The organism is Hymenobacter sp. DG25B, from assembly GCF_000801315.1.
Classification (GTDB): domain Bacteria; phylum Bacteroidota; class Bacteroidia; order Cytophagales; family Hymenobacteraceae; genus Hymenobacter.
In genome coordinates this window covers 3270259-3294925 of the sequence record NZ_CP010054.1, presented here as the reverse complement: position 1 = coordinate 3294925, position 24667 = coordinate 3270259, and the positions used below count along the sequence as shown (strand labels likewise).

The 24667-nt window shown below is 55.3% G+C and carries 17 protein-coding genes; 12 read left to right on the top strand and 5 right to left on the bottom strand.

From position 1 onward, the window contains the following. Positions 1 to 132 precede the first annotated feature (132 nt). From PK28_RS14135 to PK28_RS14110, 6 genes are all read left to right on the top strand, one after another. A complete protein-coding gene (locus tag PK28_RS14135; protein ID WP_044514881.1) occupies positions 133 to 1635 on the top strand; it encodes a GH3 auxin-responsive promoter family protein in 1503 nt (500 codons plus the stop codon). Positions 1636 to 1705: 70 nt separating this feature from the next. Beyond that, positions 1706 to 2563, top strand: coding sequence for an endonuclease/exonuclease/phosphatase family protein (locus PK28_RS14130; protein ID WP_044514879.1), 858 nt, complete (start codon positions 1706 to 1708; stop codon positions 2561 to 2563). 8 nt (positions 2564 to 2571) lie between these two features. Further along, the gene (locus tag PK28_RS14125) at positions 2572 to 3021 is read left to right on the top strand and encodes a hypothetical protein (protein WP_044514878.1); all 450 of its coding nucleotides are present in this window, start codon (positions 2572 to 2574) and stop codon (positions 3019 to 3021) included. Between the two features lie 39 nt (positions 3022 to 3060). Continuing rightward, positions 3061 to 4230, top strand: coding sequence for a 1-deoxy-D-xylulose-5-phosphate reductoisomerase (locus PK28_RS14120; protein ID WP_044514876.1), 1170 nt, complete (start codon positions 3061 to 3063; stop codon positions 4228 to 4230). A gap of 167 nt (positions 4231 to 4397) precedes the next feature. Next, positions 4398 to 5708: an RIP metalloprotease RseP gene (gene rseP / locus PK28_RS14115; protein ID WP_044514875.1), complete on the top strand. Its 1311-nt coding sequence runs from the start codon at positions 4398 to 4400 to the stop codon at positions 5706 to 5708. 222 nt (positions 5709 to 5930) lie between these two features. Further along, positions 5931 to 6425, top strand: coding sequence for a DUF6702 family protein (locus PK28_RS14110; RefSeq protein WP_156126399.1), 495 nt, complete (start codon positions 5931 to 5933; stop codon positions 6423 to 6425). Between the two features lie 175 nt (positions 6426 to 6600). On the opposite strand, the gene PK28_RS14105 is transcribed toward PK28_RS14110, so the two are convergent. After that, positions 6601 to 8598, bottom strand: coding sequence for an OmpA family protein (locus PK28_RS14105; RefSeq protein WP_052430604.1), 1998 nt, complete (start codon positions 8596 to 8598; stop codon positions 6601 to 6603). A 379-nt stretch (positions 8599 to 8977) separates the two neighbouring features. Here PK28_RS14105 and lon point away from each other — a divergent pair, with 379 nt between their 5' ends. The 6 genes from lon to PK28_RS14075 all read left to right on the top strand — a co-directional run bounded on the left by lon (position 8978) and on the right by PK28_RS14075 (position 20478). Continuing rightward, positions 8978 to 11377 (top strand): endopeptidase La, encoded by a 2400-nt coding sequence (lon, locus tag PK28_RS14100; RefSeq protein WP_231576252.1) that lies wholly within the window; start codon positions 8978 to 8980, stop codon positions 11375 to 11377. A gap of 70 nt (positions 11378 to 11447) precedes the next feature. Further along, positions 11448 to 12512 (top strand): type IX secretion system protein PorQ, encoded by a 1065-nt coding sequence (gene porQ / locus PK28_RS14095; protein WP_044514871.1) that lies wholly within the window; start codon positions 11448 to 11450, stop codon positions 12510 to 12512. A 148-nt stretch (positions 12513 to 12660) separates the two neighbouring features. Beyond that, the gene (gene hslU, locus PK28_RS14090) at positions 12661 to 14076 is read left to right on the top strand and encodes an ATP-dependent protease ATPase subunit HslU (RefSeq protein WP_044514869.1); all 1416 of its coding nucleotides are present in this window, start codon (positions 12661 to 12663) and stop codon (positions 14074 to 14076) included. A 111-nt stretch (positions 14077 to 14187) separates the two neighbouring features. Beyond that, positions 14188 to 14916: an SDR family NAD(P)-dependent oxidoreductase gene (locus PK28_RS14085; protein WP_044514868.1), complete on the top strand. Its 729-nt coding sequence runs from the start codon at positions 14188 to 14190 to the stop codon at positions 14914 to 14916. A gap of 720 nt (positions 14917 to 15636) precedes the next feature. Beyond that, the gene (locus PK28_RS14080; RefSeq protein WP_044514866.1) at positions 15637 to 18912 is read left to right on the top strand and encodes a SusC/RagA family TonB-linked outer membrane protein; all 3276 of its coding nucleotides are present in this window, start codon (positions 15637 to 15639) and stop codon (positions 18910 to 18912) included. A 12-nt stretch (positions 18913 to 18924) separates the two neighbouring features. Further along, on the top strand, positions 18925 to 20478 hold the full coding sequence (locus PK28_RS14075; protein WP_044514865.1) for a SusD/RagB family nutrient-binding outer membrane lipoprotein: 1554 nt from the start codon (positions 18925 to 18927) through the stop codon (positions 20476 to 20478). A 505-nt stretch (positions 20479 to 20983) separates the two neighbouring features. Here PK28_RS14075 and prfB read toward each other — a convergent pair. The 4 genes from prfB to PK28_RS14055 form a co-directional block, all read right to left on the bottom strand. Next, positions 20984 to 22061 (bottom strand): peptide chain release factor 2 gene (gene prfB / locus PK28_RS14070; RefSeq protein WP_156126398.1). Its coding sequence is split into 2 segments (ribosomal slippage): positions 20984 to 22000 and positions 22002 to 22061, totalling 1077 coding nucleotides; the frame shifts between segments, so codons are not numbered across the junction. Between the two features lie 111 nt (positions 22062 to 22172). Next, complete coding sequence (locus PK28_RS14065; RefSeq protein ID WP_044514861.1) at positions 22173 to 23237, bottom strand: branched-chain amino acid aminotransferase; 1065 nt, start codon at positions 23235 to 23237, stop codon at positions 22173 to 22175. A gap of 53 nt (positions 23238 to 23290) precedes the next feature. Next, positions 23291 to 23839, bottom strand: coding sequence for a cob(I)yrinic acid a,c-diamide adenosyltransferase (locus PK28_RS14060; RefSeq protein WP_044514859.1), 549 nt, complete (start codon positions 23837 to 23839; stop codon positions 23291 to 23293). 98 nt (positions 23840 to 23937) lie between these two features. After that, positions 23938 to 24660 (bottom strand): ABC transporter ATP-binding protein, encoded by a 723-nt coding sequence (locus PK28_RS14055; protein ID WP_044514857.1) that lies wholly within the window; start codon positions 24658 to 24660, stop codon positions 23938 to 23940. Positions 24661 to 24667 lie beyond the last annotated feature (7 nt).

Sequence of the window (24667 nt, the reverse complement as noted above, 5' to 3'; positions counted from 1 at the left end):
GGGTAAAGAAAGGATAGCACACACGGTGGGCGCTTGGGTTTGTCCGGAAGCGTACCTTTGAAAAAAGGGAGGAAGGCGGCCAGCCAAAAAAGCAGGCTGTTTCCCAACTTCATCCTTTCAAAACTTCACTACATGGGTCTGAAATCTGTTCTTAGCCGCCCTTTTGCTGCCTACATCTACCACCAGTACCAGCAGTGGCAGCGCAATCCGGTAGCCACTCAGCAGCGCGTATTCAAGCAAATTGTGGAGCAGGCTTCCCAGACTGCTTTCGGGCGTGACCATGCGTTTGCGGCCATAAAGACACCCGCCGACCTGGCCCGGCAGGTTCCGGTGCGGGACTACGAAGGATTGGCGCCCTACTTCAAACGCCTCAAGCAAGGCGAAGCCAATGTGTTCTGGCCAGGCAAACCCTTGTATTTGGCTAAATCCAGTGGTACCACCTCGGGGGCCAAGTATATTCCCATCACGCAGGCCAGCATTTCCAATCATATCAATGGCGCCCGCGACGCCCTCTTGCATTATGTGCATGCCACTGGCCGCAGCCAATTTCTGGATGGCAAGCTGATTTTCCTCACCGGCTCCCCGGTTTTGGAAAACGTAGGGGGCATACCTACCGGCCGTCTTTCCGGAATTGTCAACCACCATGTACCAGCCTATCTGCGGCGCAATCAGCTGCCCAGCTATGCTACCAACTGTATTGAGGATTGGGAGACAAAGCTGGACCACATTGCCGATGAAATGCTGGGCCAGCACCTTACCCTTATTTCCGGTATTCCGCCCTGGGTGCAGATGTATTTTGATAAGCTTGTGGCCCGCACGGGCCGGCCGGTAGGAGAGGTATTTCCTGATTTTAATCTGTTCGTGTACGGTGGCGTAAACTTTGAGCCCTATCGTAAAAAGCTGTTCGAAACCATTGGGCGCCCTATCGACCACCTGGAGCTGTTTCCGGCCTCTGAAGGTTTCCTGGCTTTTCAGGATGAGCCGGGCAATCCGGGCCTGTTGCTACTGCTCGATACGGGCATTTTTTACGAGTTTATTCCCGCCGAGCGCATTTTTGAGGCGAACCCGCCCCGCCTGACCCTGGCCGATGTAGAGCTGGACAAGCAGTATGCCCTGGTGCTCAATTCCAATGCCGGCCTCTGGGGCTATAGCATTGGCGACACCATACGCTTTGTGAGTCTTGCGCCTTACCGCGTGGTGGTTACTGGCCGCATCAAGCATTACCTGTCGGCTTTTGGAGAGCATGTAATTGGGGAAGAGGTAGAGCAGATTCTGCGCGATGCTATGCAGCAGCACCCGGAGGTAGAAGTAGTAGAATTTACCGTAGCCCCTCACATCAGCGACAACCCCTTGGTTGACTCCTACCATGAGTGGCTGATAGAGTTTGCGCATCCCCCCCAAAACATGGCCAGTTTTGCCGCAGCCCTGGATGCTGGCCTACGCCAGCGCAACGTGTACTATAATGATTTGATAAAGGGCCGTATCCTGACCCCTCTCCAAATCACCAGCTTGCCACTGGGGGCATTCCAACGCTACATGAAGAGCCTGGGCAAGCTGGGTGGGCAGAACAAAGTGCCGCGCCTGAGCAATGATAGGAAGGTGGCGGAGGGGCTGCTGAGTATCATTGAACTCTAAGACCTGTTGGGGTACCTACTTTCCATTTTGGCTCAGCCTTGTAGAATGCCTCTTTAAACCCAATATAAATATGCGCCCATTCGTTCTTTTACTCCTGAGCCTGCTGCTATGCTGCCCCCTCATGGCCGCCCCCAAAAAGGCGGTACCGTTGCGGGTGGCCACCTATAATCTGCGTTTGAACATTGCCAGTGATGGGGCTGATGCCTGGCCGCTGCGCAAGGAAATGGTCAAAAGCCTGGTGCGCTACCACGATTTTGACGTGTTCGGCACGCAGGAGGGTTTTCGGGGTCAGCTAGCGGATGTGGCGGAGCTGCCGGAATATGCCTTTGTGGGCCACGGCCGTGATGATGGCAAGGAAGCCGGCGAGCATTCGGCCATTTTCTACAAGAAAAGCCGGCTGCAGCTGCTGCAAACGGGGGATTTCTGGCTGAGTCAAACCCCGGATCAACCGTCTAAAGGCTGGGATGCCACCTGCTGCAACCGCATCTGCACCTGGGCCAAATTCCGGGACGTGCTAACCAAAAAGGAGTTCTTCTTTTTCAGCGTCCACTTTGATCATCAGGGCGTGGAAGCCCGCCGCCAGTCGGGCCGGCTGATGGTGCAGAAGATTCAGGAAATAGCCAAAAATGCCCTCGTCATCTGCGTCGGCGACTTCAACTCCACCCCCGACACCGAGCAGATTCAGACCATGCAGACGTTGTTGCGTGACGCGTATCAGATAACCGAAAAGCCCGCATACGGCCCCGTGGGCACCTTCAACGCCTTTAAGCTGGATGCTCCGCTCACGGACCGCATTGACTACATCTTTGTGAGTCAGGGCATTTCTGTGCTTGACTATGGCGTACTGACCGACTCCCTGCGCGGGCATTATCCCTCCGACCATTTTCCGGTGGTCGTCACTGTGACCTTGCCGGGAAAAAACAGATAGCCAGAAAAATGCCTCTGAAAACTCAGCTCCACGCCGCCTGTCAAGCCTATGTTCAGCAGCGCATCGAAGCCTGCCAGCACGCTATGCAGGCCGCGCAGGAATCCGCCAACTCCGAAACCAAAAGCAGCGCCGGCGACAAGTACGAAACCGGCCGCGCCATGGCCCAGAACGAGCGGGACCGGAATGCCGTGCAGCTCCAGCAGGCCAAACAGCTACAGGGTGAGCTGGACCGAATTCAGTCCGAAAAGCCCTGCGACACCGTGCGCCCGGGCGCGCTGGTGCATACCAGCATGGGTCGTTTCTACATTAGCATCAGCGCGGGTAAAGTTTCGGTGGAGGGGCTGGATTATTTTGCCGTGTCGGCAGCTGCGCCGGTGGCGGCCGCGCTGAGCGGCAAGCGGGCGGGAGAGCAGGCCTTGTTCAATGGCAAGCCCGTTCAAATTCAGGGGATAGAATAAGCATAGTGGGCAAAGCCCCGCTACGCACTACTTTTGTATATGCCCTCAGCTTCCCCCAAACGCGTTACCCTGCTTGGCTCCACCGGTTCCATCGGCACGCAGGCGCTTGACGTTATTCGCAGCCACGCCGATAGGTTTACCGTCACGGCCCTTTCCGCGCACTCCAACGCCGATTTGCTGGTGCAACAGGCCCGGGAGTTCCGGCCCGCCGCCGTGGTGATTGGGGATGAAAGCAAGTACGCAGCGGTTCGGCAGGCGCTGGCCCAGCAGCCCGAAACCGAGGTGCTTGCCGGGGCCGCCGCCCTGGCCGATGTGGCCGGCCGCGAAGATACCGATGTGGTGCTGACGGCCATGGTGGGCTACGCCGGGCTGCTGCCCACGGTGCGCGCTATTCGGGCCGGGAAAGCCATTGCCCTGGCCAACAAGGAAACGCTGGTGGTAGCTGGGCAACTCATTACGGAGCTGGTGAAACAGCACGGCGTGGGTTTGTATCCGGTTGATTCGGAGCATTCCGCCATTTTTCAGTGTCTGGTAGGGGAGGAGCGCAACCCCATTGAGAAAATCATTCTCACAGCGTCCGGCGGGCCTTTCCGGGGGCGCACCATGGAGGAGCTAGCGCAGGTAACCAAAGCGCAGGCCCTGAAACACCCCAACTGGGACATGGGCGCCAAAATCACCATCGATTCGGCATCCCTGATGAATAAAGGGCTGGAGGTAATTGAGGCCAAATGGCTCTTCAATCTCACCGATGACCAGATTGACGTGGTAGTGCACCCCCAGAGCATTATTCACTCCTTAGTGCAGTTTCAGGACGGCTCATTGAAAGCCCAAATGGGCCTGCCCGATATGAAGCTGCCCATTCAGTACGCGCTGGGATACCCCGAGCGGCTGCCGTCCGACTTTCCCCGCTTCTCGTTTCTGGATTATCCGCAGCTCACCTTTGAGCAGCCCGACCGAACCACTTTCCGCAACCTGCCGCTGGCGTTTGAAGCCATGCGCCGGGGCGGCAACGCGCCCTGCGTACTTAATGCAGCCAATGAAATTGCCGTAGCCGCGTTTCTGCGCGACCAGGTAGGCTTTCTGCAAATGCCCGACATCGTGGAGGAGTGCCTCGCGCGGGTTTCGTACCTTGCCGAACCTTCGCTGGATGACTATGTTTACACCGACCAGGAAACCCGCCGCGTGGCGCTGGAACTGGTCAAAATTTAGTTTTTGGTTGTTAAAACGCCATGCTGAGCGCAGCCGAAGCATCTCGCTGGTGTGGTAAATAGTTACTACCACAACAGCAGCACGCGAGATGTCTCGACAAGCGCGACATGACAGTTCAACCAAAAATCTAAAACCGACACCCAACACCTGACAACTCAACAAACTGAATGGATATTTTAGTAATGGCCGGCCAGCTCATTCTGGGGCTGACAATTCTGGTAGGCGTGCACGAAATGGGGCACATGCTGGCGGCCAAATGGTTTGGAATGCGCGTAGAAAAATTCTCTATCGGCTTTCCGCCTAAGGTTTTCGGGAAGAAAATAGGCGATACGGAATACATGCTGGGCGCGGTGCCGCTGGGTGGTTTTGTGAAAATCACGGGCATGGTAGACGAGTCCCTGGACACGGAGAGCCTCAAGCAGGAGCCGCAGCCCTATGAGTTCCGCGCCAAGCCCGCCTGGCAGCGCCTGATTGTGATGCTGGGCGGTATCATCGTGAACGTTATTACGGGCATCATCATCTTCTCGCTGCTGACTTTTAAGTACGGCGAAAGCTACCTACCTGCCTCGGAGGCCCGCTTTGGCGTGGTGCCGAATAAGCTGGGCAAGGAAATTGGCTTCCAGACCGGCGACAAAATTGTGAAGATCAACGGCCGCCCCTTCACCGAGTTCAACGACGTGTACGGCCCCGATGTGGTGCTGGGCTCGGGTAGCTACTACACCGTAGAGCGCAACGGCCAGCTGGTGGATATTTCCGTGCCTCAGAACTTCATGGACCGCCTCGCCGACCAGGACCAGTCCTTGTTTGTGGTGCCGCTGGACCCCTTTGTGGTGGGTGAGGTAGTGCCTGGCCAACCCGCTTCCAAAGCAGGCCTGCTGGCCGGCGACCGTATTCTGAAAGTGGCTGACAAGCCCATTCAGTTCTTCCCTGAGCTGCAGCAGGCCCTGAAAGACAATGCCGGCAAGGCAACCCCGCTGGTAGTGGAACGCAACGGCCAGCCCGTTACCCTTAAGGTGAACGTGGATGAAGACGGCAAAGTAGGCTTCCGGCCCAAGTCCTTGCTGCAGTATGCTACCCGCCAGTATAGCCTGGTGGAGTCGGTGCCGGCGGGCACCAAGCAGGCCTTTGGCATCGTCACCACGCAGGTGAAAGCCTTTGGTAAGATTTTCCGCGGCGAGGCTTCGGCCCGCAAGTCCTTGGGCGGGCCTATGGCCATTGCGCAGCAGTACGGTGCCACCTTCGACTGGCTGAAATTCTGGACCCTGACCGGCATGCTTTCCATGGTGCTGGCCTTTATGAACCTGCTGCCCATTCCGGCCCTGGATGGCGGCCACGTGCTGTTCCTGACCTACGAAATGGTATCGGGCCGCAAGCCCTCTGATAAATTCCTGGAAAACGCGCAGAAAGTAGGCATGGCCCTGATTCTGTGCCTCATGGTCTTCGTGATTTTCAACGACCTGTTTAAGTCGTTGTTTTAAGCCCCTTTGTCATTTCGAGCGCAACGAGGACTCTGGATAACTGACTGCTCAGATTCCTCGCTGCGCTCGGAATGACACATAGCTGATCTGAACCGATTGCTCCCCTTCTGCGGTTGGTAGGCGCGGGCTGGTCTGATTGTTGAATAGCGCGCTGTTCAGCTTTCAGCTCTCACCCAAAGCCCCGCTCCCGGAAGGGGAGCCTGTTTTTTTAGCCTACTCGTTATGCGTCGTCTTGTTTTCTTATTGATTGGCCTGAGCATCAGTCTGGCCGCCATGGCCCACGCCTACCATGCCAGCATCATGGATGTGCGCTATAATGCCCAAAAGCAGCAACTGGAAATTGCCCTGAAGGTGTTTACTGATGACTTTGAAAAGGCGCTTTCCCAGGGGCAGCCCAAGCCCATCAGCCTGCTGCAGATGCCCGCTACCCAAACCAAGCCCATAACGGCCGCTTACCTGGCCCGCACGTTACGCTTTGGCACCAAACCCGGCGAAACCCTGCCGCTCACCTACCTGGGTATGCAGCACGAGGGCGACGCGCATTGGCTGTATTGCACGGTAAAGCTCCCCCGCGCCCTGAGCAGCCTCACCCTGCACCACAAGCTCCTGCTGGACCAGTTTCCGGATGAGATGAACATCGTAAATCTGGAAGCCGGCGGCAAGAAGCAAAGCACCCTGTTCCGGGGTGGGGAAGAAGAACAAACGTTTACCTGGTAAAACACCTGTCATTGCGAGGACGAAGGACGAAGCAATCCGTCCTCTACGCAGCCAGTCACGCTCTTAAACCAGAAAGCCCTTGACGTACTACACGTTAAGGGCTTTCTGGTTTAAGACAATTCACTACTTTTTAAAGGACGGATTGCTTTGTGCCTCGCAATGACAACTGACGACACTACCAGCCGGAGCCTCCGCCGGCGTCCTTCTTGTTGTCATCGGGGCGGATGAGGCGGAACTCAACGCGGCGGTTGGTGCGGGCGTCTTCCTCGGTGGCTTCGTCCTGTTTCAGGGGGCGGGTAGAGCCGTAGCCGAAGCTGTCGATGCGGTTGGGCTGAAGCTTCCCTTTTTGTTCTATGTAGCGCCGGATGGCCTCGGCGCGGTCCTGCGAAAGTTTCTCGTTGAAGTCCGGGTCGCCTTTGGAGTCGGTGTGGCCGGTAATGCTGAGGCGGTAGGTGGGGTGGTCTACCATAAACAGGGCAATGCGGTCCAGCACCGTATACATGCTGGGGCGGATGCTGGCCTTATCCTGATCAAACTCGATGTTCTTGAAAATCATCGGGATGCCGTACTGGAAGGAGTTGGTCATGAGCTTCATCACCGTGTCGCCCTTCAGCTCCAGCTTTTTCTCCACGCTGAAAAAATCGGGGCTTTGGATGAGCAGCACGTAGTGAGAGCCCTCAATCAGGTCGAAATCAAAGCTGCCATCTTCCCGCAGGTACTTGCTGGCTACCTCAATGCCATCATCGGTGTCAATTACGCTCACAATGCCGCCCAGGGGCTTGCTGGATACCGAGTCTACCAGGGAGCCCTCTACGTGCGTGGTGGCCAGCGGCTGGGCTTCCATGGGCAGCGGGAAAGAGTAGAGGTCCAGGTTTTTCATGTCCTTCTGCTCGGAGCGGGCATAGTACAGATTCCTGGAGTCGGCATCAATAGTGAAGTAATACTCGGGGCCTTTGCCGTTGACCAGGGGGCCAATGTTGCGCGGCTCCTGCCAGCGCCCGCGCACCCGGTAGGTTTTGTAGATATCGAAGTCGCCGAAGTTGAGCAGCTGCCCGCGCGAGCTGAAGTAGAGCACGTGGTAGAGCGGGTGGTAAAAAGGGCTCACCTCACTTTCGCGGGTGTTTACAATGGGCCCCATATTCTCCGCCTTCGACCATTCCCCATTCTTGAGCTTGTGGGTGTACCAGATATCGGACAGCCCGAAGCCGCCCAGCCGGTCAGAAGCGAAGTATAAGGTATCCTCGCCGGGCGAGAGAGTGGGTTGGGAATCCCAGGCAGGCGAGTTAACGTCGGTGCCCAGGCTCTTGGGCACGCTCCATTCGCCGTCTTTAAAGTTGGCGGTATACAGGTCGCAGTTGCCGTGGCACTCGGTGCATTCGCAACGAGCAAAGAAAATGGTTTTGCCATCCTTGGTCAGGCACGCTGAGCCCTCATTGAAGGGCGAGTTGATGGGCTTGGGCAGCGGCTCAGCATCTGTCCAGTACTCACCCTCGCGGCGGGAGAGGTACAAATCCTCGTCTACCACGCCATGAATGCCGCGCATTTTGCGCTTCGAGGAAAAAATAAGCGTGTTGCCGTCGCCGGTTACGGCCGGGCCGTAGTCGGGCGCATCAGAATTGATGCCGGTACCCATGCTGGTGTACACGCCCTTGGGCGGGTGGAAGGTGGCAATGTTTTTCCGGTACTCTACCAGGGCATAATATTCCTGCAAAGGCACGTACAGGTCCATGTCCTTTTTCTCCAGCGAGTCGTAGTAGAGCTGAATTTTGCGCACGTCCTGGCGGTGGTGCTTCAGGGCCAGGCGGTAGTAGGCCTTGGCTTTTTCTTCCTGCCCGTTTCGCTCGCAGAGCTGGCCCAGGCGCCAGAGCATGTTGGTATCCCGGTAGAAATTCTCAATGCCGAACTGGGCAACGTATTGCTCCAGCAGCGTGCGGGCCAGCTTCCAGTTTTTGCGCTTTTCGGCCTGCTGAATGGCCTTTAGGTCTTTCTTATTGTAAAAGAAGGGCACCCGGTTTACGTTGGCAAATTCCGGGGTGCCATCGGGCCGCAGCCGTAGCTGCCGGATTTTTTTAGCGTTTAACGGGCGCACCTTTAGCGCCGACTGCGCTTGGGCGGCCAATAGGCTCCCGGCCAGAGCCAGCAGCACCAGAATAGCACGAATAGAACGAGGCATAGAATACAATACCGGCCAGGTGGGAGCCGCGGGGAAATAGGGTAGCATCAAAAATAGGAGTTTTTCTACGTTTCCGGGTATGAGCGCCGTATCTAAAGCCAGATAGCCGGCCCGCACTGCCGCCCCGGCAGCAGCAGGTGCCAAAAATGACACTCTACAGGCATGGCACGGCACTTGTCAAAGCCGTACCTTCGGTTGAATCTCCGCTTCTGACTGTGGTCCATGCCCTATTGGCTGTCAATCTGGCACCGCAACTCCCTCCGTCCTTTCTATGAGCCAAGATAATTCTTCGCATAAGCCTCCTTTTGCCCCTGTGCTGCTTCTCGCCGATGATTCCGAAGAGGTGGTGTCTATTGTAGCCACTGACCCCGAGCAGCCCATGCCGGAAAGCGAGATGCCGGAGGTGCTGCCCCTGCTGCCGGTGCGCAATACCGTGCTCTTTCCGGGCGTGGTGCTGCCGGTTACCGTCACGCGCAAAAAGAGCATCCGGCTGGTGCGCAAAGCTTATCGGGGCAACAAGCTGGTGGGCGTTATCGCGCAGAAAAATACCCAGAGCGACGACCCGGCGCTGGCCGACCTCTACACGGTAGGTACCCTGGCCCGCATTCTGAAGCTGCTGGTGCTGCCCGATGGCAATACCACCATTATCATTCAGGGGCAAAGCCGCTTTCAGGTGGAAGAGCAGGTGCAGGAAAGCCCGTATCTGACGGCCCGCGTCAGCTATTTCCCCGAAACCTTTCCGGCCAAAAGCTCCAAAGAGGTGAAAGGTCTGGTGGCCTCACTGAAAGACGCGGCGGCTAAAATGCTGAAGCTGAACCCCGAAATTCCGCAGGAAGCCCAGGTGGCGCTGGATAATATCGACTCGCCGGCTTTCCTCACGCACTTTCTTTCTTCCAACATCAATGTGGAGGTGGGCGTGAAGCAGAAGCTGCTGGAAATCAGCGACGGTGTGCAGCGCGGCACCCAGCTGCTGGAGCTGATGCTGAAGGAAATTCAGTTGCTGGAAATCAAGCGCGACATCCAGACCAAAGTTCACATCGACATCGACCAGCAGCAGCGCGACTATTTCCTGCGCCAGCAGATAAAAGTGCTGCAGGATGAGCTGGGCTTTGATGGGCCTGATCAGGAAATTGACAAGCTGCGAGCCCGCGCCAAAACCAAAAACTGGCCCGAGCCGGTAGCCAAGCACTTCAACAAAGAGCTGGACAAGCTGGGCCGCATTAACCCGCAGGCTGCCGAGTTTCCAGTGAACATGAACTACGTGGAGTTCCTGCTGGATCTGCCGTGGAACGAGTACACCAAGGACAACTTCAACCTGAAGCGCACCCGCAAAATCCTCGACCAGGACCACTACGGCATGGAAAAGGTGAAGGAGCGCATCATAGAGTATCTGGCCGTGCTCAAGCTCAAGCAGGACCTGAAGGCCCCCATTTTGTGCCTGTACGGCCCGCCCGGCGTGGGCAAAACCAGCCTTGGGCGCAGCATTGCCAAGGCGCTGGGGCGCAAGTATGTGCGCATGAGCCTGGGTGGCGTGCGCGACGAGGCCGAAATCCGCGGGCACCGCAAAACCTACGTGGGCGCCATGCCCGGCCGTATTATTTCCCAGATCAAGAAGGCCGGCGCCTCCAACCCGGTTATCGTGCTCGACGAAATCGATAAGATTGCCTCTGATTTCCGTGGCGACCCGAGCTCGGCGCTGCTGGAAGTGCTGGACCCGGAACAGAACTCCACCTTCACCGACAACTACCTGGAGGTGGAGTACGACCTCTCCAAGGTGCTGTTTATTGCCACGGCCAACTCCCTGGATACCATTCAGCCCGCCCTGCGCGACCGGATGGAAATCATAGACCTGACGGGCTACACGCTGGAAGAAAAAACCCAGATTGCCAAAAAGCACCTGTGGCCCAAGCAGCTGACCGAGCACGGCCTGAGCACGAAGGACGTGAATATCACTACGGCGGCTTTGCAGCGCGTTATTGATGACTATACCCGGGAAAGTGGGGTGCGCAGCCTGGAGCGCAAGCTGGGGGCCGTTACGCGCAACATTGCCAAGCACAAGGCCATGAAGGAGCTATTCCCGGAAACGCTGGAGCCCAAGGATGTTGCCAAAATCCTGGGCGCCGCCATCTACGACCGGGATATTTACCAGGATAACGATACCGCCGGCGTGGTGACGGGCCTGGCCTGGACCTCCGTGGGCGGTGACATTCTCTTCATTGAAAGCCTGCTCAGCCGGGGCCGGGGTAAGCTCACGCTTTCCGGCCAGCTGGGCGACGTGATGAAGGAGTCGGCCGTAACGGCCCTGAGCTACCTGCGCAGTCGCGCCGATGAGCTGGGCATTGATTACCGCCTTTTCGACCAGTACGACCTGCACATTCACTTCCCGGAGGGCGCAGTGCCCAAAGATGGGCCCAGCGCCGGAATTGCCATTTTCACCAGCATAGCCTCCGTATTTACCCAGCGCCGGGTGCGCAGCCATCTGGCCATGACGGGCGAAATAACGCTGCGCGGCAAGGTGTTGCCAGTGGGGGGCATTAAGGAAAAGATGCTGGCTGCTAAGCGGGCCGGGGTGCTGGATATTATTCTGTGCAGCAAAAACCGCAAAGACATCCAGGAAATCCCCGCCGAATACCTCAAGGACCTTACTATTCACTATGCCGACCGGATAGATGATGTCTTGAAAGTGGCACTGCTGGATGAGCTGGTGCCGCACCCCATAAAGTTGGTGGTACGGGACGAAACGCCTGTCGCCCTGGGCCCCAGCGTGGAAGTGCAGTAATCCCAAAAGACCAACTCATACCAAGCTGCCAACTCATGCCTGCTCTTGTAAATTCGGCTACTTTAGGAAGATGAAGCAAGGGCACCGCATTGGGATACTGCTGCTCAGTCTGGCCCTGGCCGGCCTGCCGGGCTTTAGCGCCCGGGCGCAGATAGGTGGTCAACATGCTTTTGAGTTTCTTACCCTGCCCGCCAGCGCCAAGCTGGCCGGGCTGGGGGGCGTAAACGTAAGCGCGCGGGATGCTGATGGCACCATGCTGCTGGGGAACCCCGCCCTGCTGAACGAGGAAATGGATGGGCGCGCCTCTCTTACTTACATTGATTATCTGGCCGATATCCGCCAGAGCACGGCTACCTATGTGTTTAATTCCAGCCAGCTGGGCCGCATGGGCGTGGGCCTCACGTACCTGAACTATGGCCGGTTTGAGCAGTTTGATGCCGCCGGCAACAGCTTAGGCGAGTTTTCAGTGAATGAATATGCCCTAGGTATTACCAAGGCAGTAACCACGGGCAACTTCACGCTTGGCGGCACCGCTAAGCTGGCGGTTTCGGGTATTGCCGGCAACCATTCCGTGGGCACCGTGCTGGATGCGGGCGGGCTTTTCAAACATCCCACTACCGATTTTACCGTGGCCCTGGCCGTGAAGAACCTGGGCTACCAGCTGCGGCCGTATGCCGGCTCCGGGCGGGAGCCGCTGCCGCTGGATGTGCAAATGGGCGCTACCATCAAGCCGGAGCACATGCCGCTGCGCTTCTCGCTCACGGCGCATCATCTGCAGCAGTTTGATATCGTATATCTGGACTCCACCCAGCGCGGTAAGCTGGACGAGAACAACGAGGAAATCAAACCCAAAAAATCAGTAGGCGACAAGATTGCCCGGCATTTTGTGGTGGGAGGGGAGCTGGTGCTGAGCAAGAATTTTCAGGTGCGCGTGGGCTACAACCACCTGCGCCGCCGCGAGTTGCGGCTGGATACCCGCTCGGGCGGTGCCGGCCTGAGCTTTGGCGTCACGTTTAAGCTAAGCCAGTTTCAGATTGACTATACCCGGGCGTATTACCACGTAAGCGGGGCCAGCAACTACTTCACCCTGGCCCGCAGTCTGGATTCCATTTTCAAAAAAAACAGCGGCAGTTGAATCTGCTTTTCCCGCCGGCTGCGTAAACCGAGCCGCTGCGTTCCTTTTGCGAACTGGTTTAGGGGCCAGACAACCTTTTGGCCGCCATTGCTATCCTACTGTTTACTACAGGCCGCCTTCCAGGCCTGCTTTTCATTTTTCTACGGTTATGCTGAATTCCACTACGTTTCTGACGCCCACGCAAATTGTGGCCGAGCTGGATAAGTACATCATCGGGCAGCACGAGGCCAAGCGGCACGTGGCCATTGCCCTGCGCAACCGCTGGCGTCGGCTGCACGCGCCCCTGGACATGCAGCGTGAGATAGTGCCCAATAACATTCTGATGATTGGCTCCACGGGCGTGGGTAAAACCGAAATTGCGCGTCGCCTGGCCAGCATTGCCGATGCGCCCTTCACCAAAGTAGAAGCTTCCAAATTCACGGAAGTAGGCTACGTGGGCCGCGACGTGGAAAGCATGGTGCGCGACCTGGTAGAGCAGTCGGTGAACATGGTGAAGCAGCGACGCAAGGAGGAAGTGAAGGCGCAGGCCGCGCAGGCCGTGGAAGATTTGATTCTGGATGCTTTGATCCCGCCCATCAGCGGCACGCCGGCTACCCGCCCGGCGGTGGGCTACGCCGGCAGCAGCGAGGCCAGCACCATACCCGAATCCGACTACGAGCTGAATGAGCGCACCAGGGAGCGGTTCCGCGAGAAAATTCGTTCCGGCGAGCTGGATGACCGCAAAATCGACATTAAAGTGCAGCAGAATTCTACGCCCGGCCTCGGAGTAGTGGGCGGCCCCGGCGGGCTGGACGATGCTTCAATGGCTGGCTTGCAGGATATGCTGGGCAGCATGCTGCCCAAAAAAACCCGCAAGCGCAAAGTCACCATTGCCGAGGCGCGCAAGATTCTGCTGGACGAAGAAGCCGCTAAGCTCATTGATATGGATGAGGTGAAGGATGAAGCCATTCGGCAGGCCGAAAACGCCGGCATTATCTTCATTGATGAAATAGACAAAGTAGCCAGCCGCAGCAGCAAAGGCGGCGCAGGTGGCCCCGATATAAGCCGGGAAGGCGTGCAGCGCGACCTGCTGCCCATTGTGGAAGGCTCGGCCGTGAGCACGAAATATGGCGTCATCAACACCGACCATATCCTGTTTATTGCGGCCGGCGCGTTTCACGTAGCCAAGCCCTCTGACCTGATTCCGGAGCTGCAGGGCCGTTTCCCCATCCGCGTGGAGCTGCAGAGCCTCACTAAAAACGACTTCTACCGCATTCTGAAGGACCCCAAAAATGCGCTCACCAAACAGTATGAGGCTCTGCTAAAAGCCGAAGAAGTGGAACTGTCGTTTGATGACGCCGCGCTGGAACGCTTGGCCGAAATTGCCTTTGAGGTGAACGAGGAAGTAGAAAACATTGGCGCACGCCGGCTGCACACCGTGATGAGCCGGCTGCTGAACGAAATCCTGTTTGACGTGCCGGACCGCATCGGCCCCAACGCGCACATCCTGATTACCCGCGAGCTGGTGGAAGAGCGCCTGCAGAGCATGGTGCGCAACCGGGACCTTTCCCAGTACATTCTGTGAGCCGGATAAGAAGATAGAACATAAAAAGAGGCAGCCTTGGCTGCCTCTTTTCTTTTTCCCTCGTACTTTTTGCTGTTCCCATCCCACTTCACCACCAGATCCTGCTCTTCTATGCACTACTATATTATTACCGGACCCAGCCGTGGCCTGGGCAAAGCCCTGGCCGAAGCCGTGCTGCAGCAACCCGATACCGTGGTCATTGGGGTGTCGCGCCACGCTACCCTGGAGCATGACCGCTACCACCACCAGCCGCTTGACCTCTCCGATATGCTGGCCGTGCAGAACAACCTCCACAAAGTGTTTCCGGAGTGCGGCCAGGCCAGTAGCATCACCCTGATTAATAACGCCGCCGTGCTGGGCGAAATAGGCTACGTGGGCGAAGTGCCCAATGAGCATTTTGAGTTTGTGTTTGATGTGAATGTGGTGGCGCCTGCCATGCTCATGAACACCTTTATCAACCGCTACGCCGAACTGCCCATTCCGCAGACCATTCTCAATATTAGCTCCGGTGCTGCTAAACGCCCTGTAGATGGCTGGGCGGCTTATTGTGCCTCCAAAGCCGCACTGGACATGTTTTCCCGTACCGCACAGCAAGAGCAGCAACAGCGTGGCCGGGACCTGCGCATCAGGAGCCTGGCACCCGGCCTGGTTGATACCAGCATGCAGGAACAGATCAGAACGGCCGATGAAGCCCAGTTCAGCCAGGCAGCCACTTATACGGCGCATCATACAGAAGGGAATCTGCAGCACCCTGAGCAGGTAGCGCGCCGGATTATAGTATGGCTGCTACGCCCGGTGGCTATGGATGAGGACGTGGTATTGCGTATCACGGACATATAGCCTCATATCTTAGTGCATAACAGAAGACTACCTTGTGGCCTTCTGTTATGCACTAAGTAAATAAGTCTAGGCCCCTATTTTAGTTAGGGGCCTAGACTTATTATAGGTAAAGTAGAAAAACCAGCCGAAAAATGTAAGAGTACTGGTTTCTAATCTTTTAATATATAGCGTAATATGCTGGATGCGTATGGAATTTCCAGAAGCTTCGCATCAGACTTGTAACGTGTATGATCTTACCAGTGCTAATTCACCAGCTAAACGAAAAACACTATTTTCACTACTGCCAGACACCCTCTTATTATAGAGAAACGGCTTTTATGTAGCCAGGTGATTGAATATCCTGATATAACCACCTACTATGTAAGATATAATAAGACAATGTTTTACTATATCTTTCACTCAAGAAGGCTTCGCATTAATCTTGGCCATAATTTATAGTTTTCAATAAATGGTTATACAGTTCTTCAAAAAAATAGCGGTATATTTCTAACGAGCTGATTGGGAAGATACAGCAGGGGAGATGCTTATGATATGGCAGACAGATATAATAAGCCTAAGCAAAACAGAGGTCAAAACACGTTTTTTTCAGATGTAACCCAACTTATATCAGTTGGATTATGCCTTTTTTACATCTATACTTGCCAAATGTAACCCTACTTCCATCACACTTTTTCACCTTTTACTCACCATTCACTTTTTCACTCACCAAATCAAAAGCACATGAAAAAATTATTATTCATGTCCATTCTGTTGATGGTAAGCCTGTTGCAGCAGGCCTACGCGCAGGATAGGGCCATTTCAGGTCGGGTAACCGACCGGGCTAATGGTCAAGGATTGCCTGGTGTCACTGTACTTGTAAAGGGTACAACAATTGGCGCTTCGACGAATTCGGACGGAACTTTCAACCTGAGCGTACCAGCCTCGGCTACCACGCTTACCTTCTCTTCTATCGGTTACACCTCAGTTGAGCGGGCTATCGGTAATGCTTCCAGCATTGACATCAGCCTGGCCTCCGACACCAAAACCCTTGGTGAAGTAGTTGTTACCGGTGCTCTGGGTATTCAGCGCCAGCAGCAGCAGGTAGGTTATGCTACAGCTACGCTTGACACCAAAGAACTGACCCAGGCTCGTGTTACCAACGTAACCAACGGTCTGGTAGGTAAAGTATCGGGTCTACAGATTTCGACCCTGAACAACGGTGTGAACCCTACCCCCCGCGTAACGCTGCGTGGCAGCCGCTCTTTGACGGGTAACAACGAAGCCCTGATCGTAATTGATGGTGTTATCTCCACCAACGACGTTCTGGGTGCGCTGAACCCCGATGACGTAGCTTCTATCGACGTACTGAAAGGTGCTAACGCCGCTGCTCTCTACGGTTCGCAGGCGTCTAACGGTGCCTTGATCATCACCACCAAGAAAGGCAGCACCACCTCGCAGGTTACTTTCTCGCACACTTCCCAGTTCGAGTCTATTTCGTTCCTGCCTAAGTTCCAGACCGAATTCGGTCCTGGCTCGCCTGACTGGTTCACCAACTCAGGCTTTGAGGCTTTCAAAGAGTTCGATCCAGCTAACCCAGCCGATGGTATCGATGAAGGCTACGAGCACCAGTATCAGGGCTTCGAAAACCAGCAGTACGGCCCCCGTTTCGATGGCCGTTTGGTGCCTTTCGGCCAGGCTCTGGCTGATGGCAGCGCTCAGGTTATCACTTACGAAGCTCGTCCAAACGAGCGTAAGAACTTCTTCAACACGGGCTACCAGATGCAGAACGGCGTTTCGTTCTCCGGTGGCGACGAGAAGACCAAGTTCTTCACCTCTTTCCAGAACTTGAAAAACAACGGCATTATCCCCAAGGATAAGTTCGACCGTAACAGCTTCCGCTTCAACGCCTCGCGCGAAATTGGTCGCTTGAACGTTGGTTTCAACGCTTCGTACTCGCAGTCAGTTGCCGATGTTTCGTCTAACCTGGGCCAGTCTACCTCCATCTACTGGAACGTGTTCAACACGTCAGTACTGGCTCCCCTGACCTCGTACAAAGACTACAAGAACGATAAGTATTCGGAGCCGAACTACGGTTACTACAATGCTTATTACTACAACCCTTACTTCATCCTGGATGCCAACCGCACCAAGGACCGTCGTAACACCATCCAGGGCGATGTAAACCTGACCTACAAAATCATGGATGGTCTGAAGGCTAACTACCGTATCGGTACTACCAGCATCGGCCAGGCTAACCTGACGACCCAGAACAAGTTCACGCTTGCCAATGGTTCGCCCAAGCAGATTGCCAGCTACCCTGGCTACGTGCAGGACCTGACCAGCAGCCTGACGCGCCTCAACTCTGATCTGTTCCTGAGCCTGGATAAAACCTACGGCGACTACAGCGTGCAGGCCATTGTTGGTAACAATATTCAGCAGCTGGACAGCCGCTTCAACTACGTAGCATCTACCGCACTGGCCGTACCAGTAGAGGGTGATGGCTTCAACCTGGCTAACCGCGTAGGTAACCTCGACGGTTTTGATGGCCGTGCCCGCACTCGCCTGTATGCCTTCTACGGCGACCTGACCCTGGGCTATAAAGATTTCATTTATCTGCACGGCTCCGGTCGTAACGATAACATCTCTATCCTGGACCCAGACAACCGTAGCTTCTTCTACCCTGCAGTAGACGCCTCGTTCGTCTTCACCAATGCCATTCCAAGCCTGAAGGATGTTTCCTGGCTGGACTATGGTAAGGTTCGCGCTGGTATCTCGAAAGTGAGCCAGGTTAACCTGGGTGGTGCAACCGGTACCGGTGTTTATAACAACGGTGGTGCCTATGCCCTGCAGTCTACTTACGGTCTCGGTGGTGGCTTCCCCTTCGGCTCGTTGCCTTCCTTCACTGCCAACGGTGGTCTGGTTCAGCCCGGCCTGAAGCCTGAGGATACCCGCTCTATTGAAACCGGTCTGGAACTGAGCTTCCTGCAGCGTCGCCTGTCGAGTGCCGTAACCTACTATAAGCAGAAGAGCACCAACCAAACCGTTGCAACGGGTATTTCGGGTGCTTCCGGCTACCAGTCTTTGTTGCTGAATGCTGGTGAAGTACAGAACGAAGGCGTTGAAGTTGACCTGAACATCACCCCCATCAAGACCGAAAATGGTCTGACCTTCACGGTGGGTGGTAACTACAACTACAACCAGAACAAGGTAGTTTCGCTGCCAGAAGGCGTTTCTCAGCTGCTGTTGGGCGGTAGCAACAGCACCAGCGGCAACGCAGGTCTGTATGCAATTCCCGGTCAGCCGTTCCCCGTTCTGCAGGGCTCTTACTACCAGCGCACCGATGATGGCCGCGTGAAAATGGGCGTAACCGAAGATCCTTACTCCGGCGAAACCCGTTACTTCCCGCTGAAGGCTTCCGATAACAAAATCTTCGGTAACACGCAGCCTAAGAACCGCTACGGCTTCAACTCCAGCCTTTCCTTCAAAGGTCTGACGCTGGCTGGCCAGGCTGAACTCCGCACGGGCTATGTAGTTTACAACGCCATTGGCGAAGACCTGGACTTCACCGGTGGTGGCCAGCGCAGCGCCCAGTACGGCCGTAAAGACTTCGTGTATCCTAACTCTGCTATTCCTCAGGAAGATGCCAACGGCAACGTTACTTATGTAGCTAACACCGAAGGCCTGACCCCAGGTGGCTCCGAGTTCTGGGCTAATACGCCCGCCTGGAACCGTTCTGTAGCCGAGAACTATGTTACCTCGGGTAAATTCTTCAAGATTCGTGAAGTATCGCTGAGCTATGCTCTGCCAACTTCGCTGGTATCTAAAGTTGGTCTGGTGAAAGGTGCTTCCGTGAACCTGTTCGGTCGTAATATCTTTACCTGGGTTCCCAAGGAGAATATCTACACCGACCCCGAGTTCAGCGGCACCGCTGTTGGCAGCAATGCAATTGGTATTAACACCTTCCTGCAAACTCCCCCCACCAAATTCTATGGGGCTACTCTTAACGTAACCCTCTAATCTGATCTACTCATGAAAGTAATTTTTAGAGTCCTGCTTGCAGCGTCCCTGGTGACGGCTGCAACTGGGTGCGAGTCGTTTCTCGACATTAATGATAACCCTAACCAGGCTACCTCGGTAAACGCCGATGCACTGCTGGCTAATGCCCTGACGGTTACGGCTGCCAACTACCATGGTGCTGCTACCAATTACAACAGCTACTCCAGCTTTGCAGTAGGGCAACTGGCGAAGTCAGGTACTGTCAGCGGTTTTTCGGAAGAGCGTACGTATAACTATACGAATACGTATTATCAAAACCTCTTCAATGCTACCTACGACAATCTGAATGATTATAACCTGATTGAACAGCAGGCTGCTGCGTATCCAAAGCAAGCAGCTATTGCCAAAATCATGAAGGTATATAACTTCCTCCTGTTGGTAGATCAGTACGGCGACATTCCGTACACCAACGCGCTGAAAGGTATTGCTGACATTACGCCTTCGTACGACAAGCAGGAAGATATCTACAAGGATTTCATCGTTCAGCTGAAAGCCGTTATCGGCGACATTGATGCAGCTACTGAAGGGGAAACTACTGTTATTACACTTCCTGAAGACGTTGTTTTCAAAGGCAACATGACCCGCTGGAAGCAGTTTGCCAACAGCCTGCGTCTGCGTATCCTGCTGCGCGAGTCTGAGGCTGTAGATGTGAAGGCAGAAATGGCTCTGCTAGAAGCTGAGCATGATGGCTTTATTGATCGGGATGTTCAGGTACAGCCTGGTTATGCCGGCAACACTGGTCAGCAGAATCCTTTCTACAACCGCTACGGTTTTGCGGCTGGCGCGGTGCGTACTACTTCGGAGTACAGCTTTGTAGTTCCTACCGAATACATCGTTTCGCAGTACGTGGATAACAATGACCCCCGCATTACGCAGCTGTATGTGAAGACCAAGCGTGATGACAAACCTGCTTACGTTGGGGCTGATCTGGGCGCTGCAAACATTCCTACGTTTGCTGCCGCCAACCCAACCATCCCTGGCCGCTTCCTGATTGGTGGTACTTTCCTGCGTGGTGCTAACGCTCCTACGGTACTGATGCTGCTGGCTGAGCACTTGTTCTCGAAGGCGGAAGCTGAACACCGTGGCTTGCTCTCCGGTGGCGAAGCAGCCGCTAAGGTTGACTTTGACAATGGTATCAAAGCTTCGTTCATGCACACGTTCCGTCCGGCTACTACTGCCCCAGCTACAGTAGCTTCTGCTACTGATGCTACCCCAGGCATTCCGGAGTACAACCAGTACATTGCTGCTAACCTGGCCAATCCGTTGGTCAACTATGATAAGGCTGGAGGTAAAGAACTGGAAGTTATTCTGACGCAGAAGTACATTGCTGAGAACATTGTGGCCAGCACCGAAGCGTGGGATGATTTCCGTCGCACGGGTCTGCCCAAGTTTAAGGTTTCACTGCAGGCTGCAGGCCCGGTTCCGAACCGTCTGTTCTACCCGCTGGCTGAAACCAACACCAACGCGGCAAACCTGCCAACCGGTGTTACGCAATACACTAAACTCTTCTGGGACGTTAAGGACTAGTCCTTTCCAGTAGATGGAAACAGAAAGGGCTGCCCAATCGGGCAGCCCTTTTTTATTGTTTTGAAGTGGGTGGCAGTATCAAACAAAGAGTATAGTAACTGCGCTGCCGGTACGAGTAAAGCCCGGAAGCGTAAACGCAGGGGCGTTTATCGATTGAATAATAAAAGGCCCGTCATGCCGAGCAGCCAAAGCACGTGCATACTTTCCCTGTCATCCTGAGCCTGCGAAGGACCTACCTCATTACCACCACAAAAGTTCTTTCAATGTACAAAGCCCTGCACCACAAAAACGGCAAAGGGGGTTGAACATGAAAGGACTTCATCATAAAGGGGAGGAAGGTCCTTCGCAGGCTCAGGATGACAGGTGTAGCAGGTGCGAGTTGCTTCGCTAACCTTTGGTGCGGCTCCGCTCAGCATGACGACCTTAGTACAAAACATTAACTGGCAAAATGAGTCGGCATCTTCCTGCAGCCATATGATGCGTTTTTTGGCTGCCGGGCTACACCCTAACTCTGCATCAGAAACCCTTTGATAAACTCATCCAGGTCCCCATCCAGCACGGCTTGCACATCGGTGCGCTCTATGCCGGTGCGGAGGTCTTTAATGAGCTTGTAGGGGTGCAGCACGTAGTTGCGGATCTGGGAGCCGAAGTCAATACGCTTTTTGCCCGCTTCCACCTTGTCACGCTCGGCGTTGCGCTTGTCTATCTCAATCTGGTAGAGGCGGGATTTCAGCATGCGTATTGCATGCTCCTTGTTCATCAGCTGGCTGCGCTCAATCTGCACGGCTATGATGATGCCGGAAGGAGCATGGGTAAGGCGCACGGCCGTTTCTACCTTGTTCACGTTCTGGCCACCCGCGCCTCCTGCCCGGTACGTATCCCAGGTTATATCCCCCGGGTTCACCTCAATGTTAATGGTGTCGTCTACCACGGGGTAAGCAAACACGGAGGCAAAGGAGGTATGGCGCCGGCCGCTGCTATCAAAGGGGGACATGCGTACCAGACGGTGCACGCCAATTTCGCTTTTCAGATAGCCGTAGGCAAATTCGCCATCTATCTCCAGGGAGGCAGACTTAATGCCGGCACCTTCGCCGGGCTGGTAGCTTACCTGCCGCACCGTGAAGCCGTGCTTCTCGCCCCACATAATGTACATGCGCATCAGCATCTCGGCCCAGTCCTGGCTTTCGGTGCCACCGGCGCCGGGGTTTATTTCAATGATGGCCGAGAGCTGGTCTTCTTCATCAGAGAGCATGCGCTTAAATTCCAGTTCCTCCACGGCCTTTTCCGCCGTTTTAAACTCGCGCTGCATCTCTTCTTCCGAAACGTCGCCTTCCCGGTGGAATTCGTAGAGCACCTCTACATCGTCCACGGCTTTGGTTACGGCCTCAAAGTCATCGGTCCATACTTTAATGGATTTCAGCTCTTTCAGGGTGGCTTCGGCTTTTTTAGAGTCGTCCCAGAAGTTGGGAGCGGTGGTGAGCTTTTCGATTTCAGCTACCTGCTCTTTGCGGGCATCGTAGTCAAAGGTACCTCCTCAGGGCCTCAGCGCGGCCCTTCAATTCCTTCACCTGGTCGTTGGTCATGGAGTAAAGTGAGTAATGTGTGGGGCAAAGGTAGTAAACCACAACGCCCGCAACCGGCAAAAGCCAATGGCGGGCGTTTAAGCTTTAAGCTAAAAGAAGGAAACTGGCTATTTATACCTGCACCATCCAGCCGTGTACGTCAGGGGCAGCGCCGGTGCGGATTGCATCCAGCTCAGCAGCCACCCGCCTAGAGAACGACGCCTCCGAGGTAGCGGGCAAGGTGTAATCCTGCCCATGCTGACCAATAACGCTGATGGGTGCAATGGTAGCGGCGGTGCCTACCCCAAACGCTTCCTCCAGCGTACCATTAGCTTGGGCCTCCAGAATTTCGCGGGCCGATACTTTACGTTCTTCTACCGGCATATCCCAGTCGTGGGCCAGCTGCAGCACGCTGCGGCGCGTGATGCCATCCAGAATAGAGCTGCTGAGCGCGGGCGTGATAAGGCGGCCATCAATGACAAACATGGCGTTCATGGTACCCGATTCTTCCACATAGCGGTGTTCGGAGGCATCCGTCCAGATAAGCTGGTTGTAGCCTTCCTGCTGCGCCAGCTTAGTGGGGTACATGGCAGCACCGTAGTTGCCGGCATTTTTGGCGAAGCCCGCCCCACCTTCCGCGGAGCGTACATATTTCTCCTCAAAACGAACCCGTAACGGCTTATTATAGAAAGCGGCTACCGGGCAGGTAATAATCATGAAGCGGTACGTATCGGAGGGGCGCACCCCCAGCATGCCATCGGTGGCAAACATAAAGGGCCGGATGTAGAGCGACATGCCCGCTACATTAGGTACCCAGCCGGCATCAAGGCGAATCAGCTGCGTGAGGCCCTGCATAAACAGCTCCTCGGGCAGAGTAGGCATGCACATGCGCTCCGCCGAAGCGTTCAGCCGGTGCAGGTTGTCGGTAGGGCGGAACAGAGCTATGTCACCCTGCTCGTTTTTGTAGGCTTTCATACCCTCAAAAATGGACTGCCCGTAGTGCAGCGCCGAGTTGGCGGGGCTAACGCTCATGTCGCCGTAAGGCACAATTTGCGGCTCCTGCCACTCCCCATTGCGGAAATCAACCACAAACATATGGTCGGAGAATACTTTGCCGAATTCCAGGTGGTCGAGGTCCAGCTCCGGCAGACGCGAGGCAGAGGTGCGCTGCGTCCGGATGGTGAGGGTGTCAAGCATACAAATGGTGGTAAATACGGGTGGGTGGGGAATAGGTCTTCTAACGAAATAAGTTACAGGCGGGGTTTCCAGGTAACTTCTTCAGCGTGCAGCTCCTGGGCCATAGCCCGGCTGAGCACAAATAGAAAATCGGAAAGGCGGTTGAGGTAAATAGCCACCAGGTCGGCCACGAAAGCGTCTTCGCCCAGGGCTACTACCAGGCGCTCGGCCCGGCGGCATACGCATCTGGCCACGTGGGCAAAGGAAACCGCCTGATGGCCGCCGGGCAGAATAAAGGCCCGCAGCTCCGGCAGGGCCTCATTCATACGGTCCATTTCCTGCTCCAGCAGGGCAATATCTTCGGCGCGCAGGTCCGGAATTTTCATCCGGGATTTTTCCGGGTCGGAGGCCAGGGAGGAGCCGATGGTGAACAGGCGGTCCTGAATTTCTTTTAGCAGGTCGCGGCGGGCGGCATTCACTTCCTGGTCGCGCACCAGCCCTATATAAGAGTTTAGCTCATCTACTGTGCCGTAGCACTCAATACGCAGACTGGATTTCGGCACCCGGGTACCACCGATCAAAGAAGTAAGGCCCTGGTCGCCGGTCTTGGTATATATTTTCATGCAAGGAGAAAAGGTCGGTGCCTAATAACAGGCCTCTATTCTTCTGGTTGCAGCAATAGAAGAAGAAAAATGCTACCGCCAGTAAATCAGTCAACTAACTATTGAGCTGATAAATGATGATGGGAAGTCACGTTGAGGTTGGGCTGGTCGCTTTCTACCAGGCCGTCGCGCATGCGCACCACGCGGTGGGCGTAGTGGGCAATGTCCTCTTCGTGGGTTACCATAATAATGGTATTGCCCTTCACGTACAGCGCCTCAAACAGCTCCATAATTTCGTAGCTGGTCTTGCTGTCGAGGTTGCCGGTGGGTTCATCGGCCAGAATAATGCTGGGGCTGTTTACCAGCGCCCGGGCAATGGCCACGCGTTGGCGCTGACCGCCGGAAAGCTCGTTGGGGCGGTGCTTGGCGCGGCTTTCCAAGCCTACGCTGCGCAGCGTTTCCATGGCCTTCTCCTGCCGTTCTGATTTGCTGTAGCCCGCGTAGATCAGCGGTAGCGCTACATTATCCAGCGCCGTGGCGCGGGGCAGCAGGTTGAAGGTTTGAAAGACAAACCCAATTTCCTTATTGCGCACCTCCGCCAGCTGGTTGTCACTCATGTGGCTGACATCTTTGCCATTGAGAATGTATTGGCCGCCGGTAGGAGTATCCAGGCAGCCAATAATATTCATAAGGGTAGACTTACCCGAGCCGGACGGGCCCATAAAGGCCACGTATTCGCCGCGCTGAATGGTAATAGTAACGGAGCGAAGGGCATGAATACGTTCGGTGCCCATCTGGTACACCTTCGATATGTCGTGCGTTTCGATAACTGGAGTCAACATACGCAAA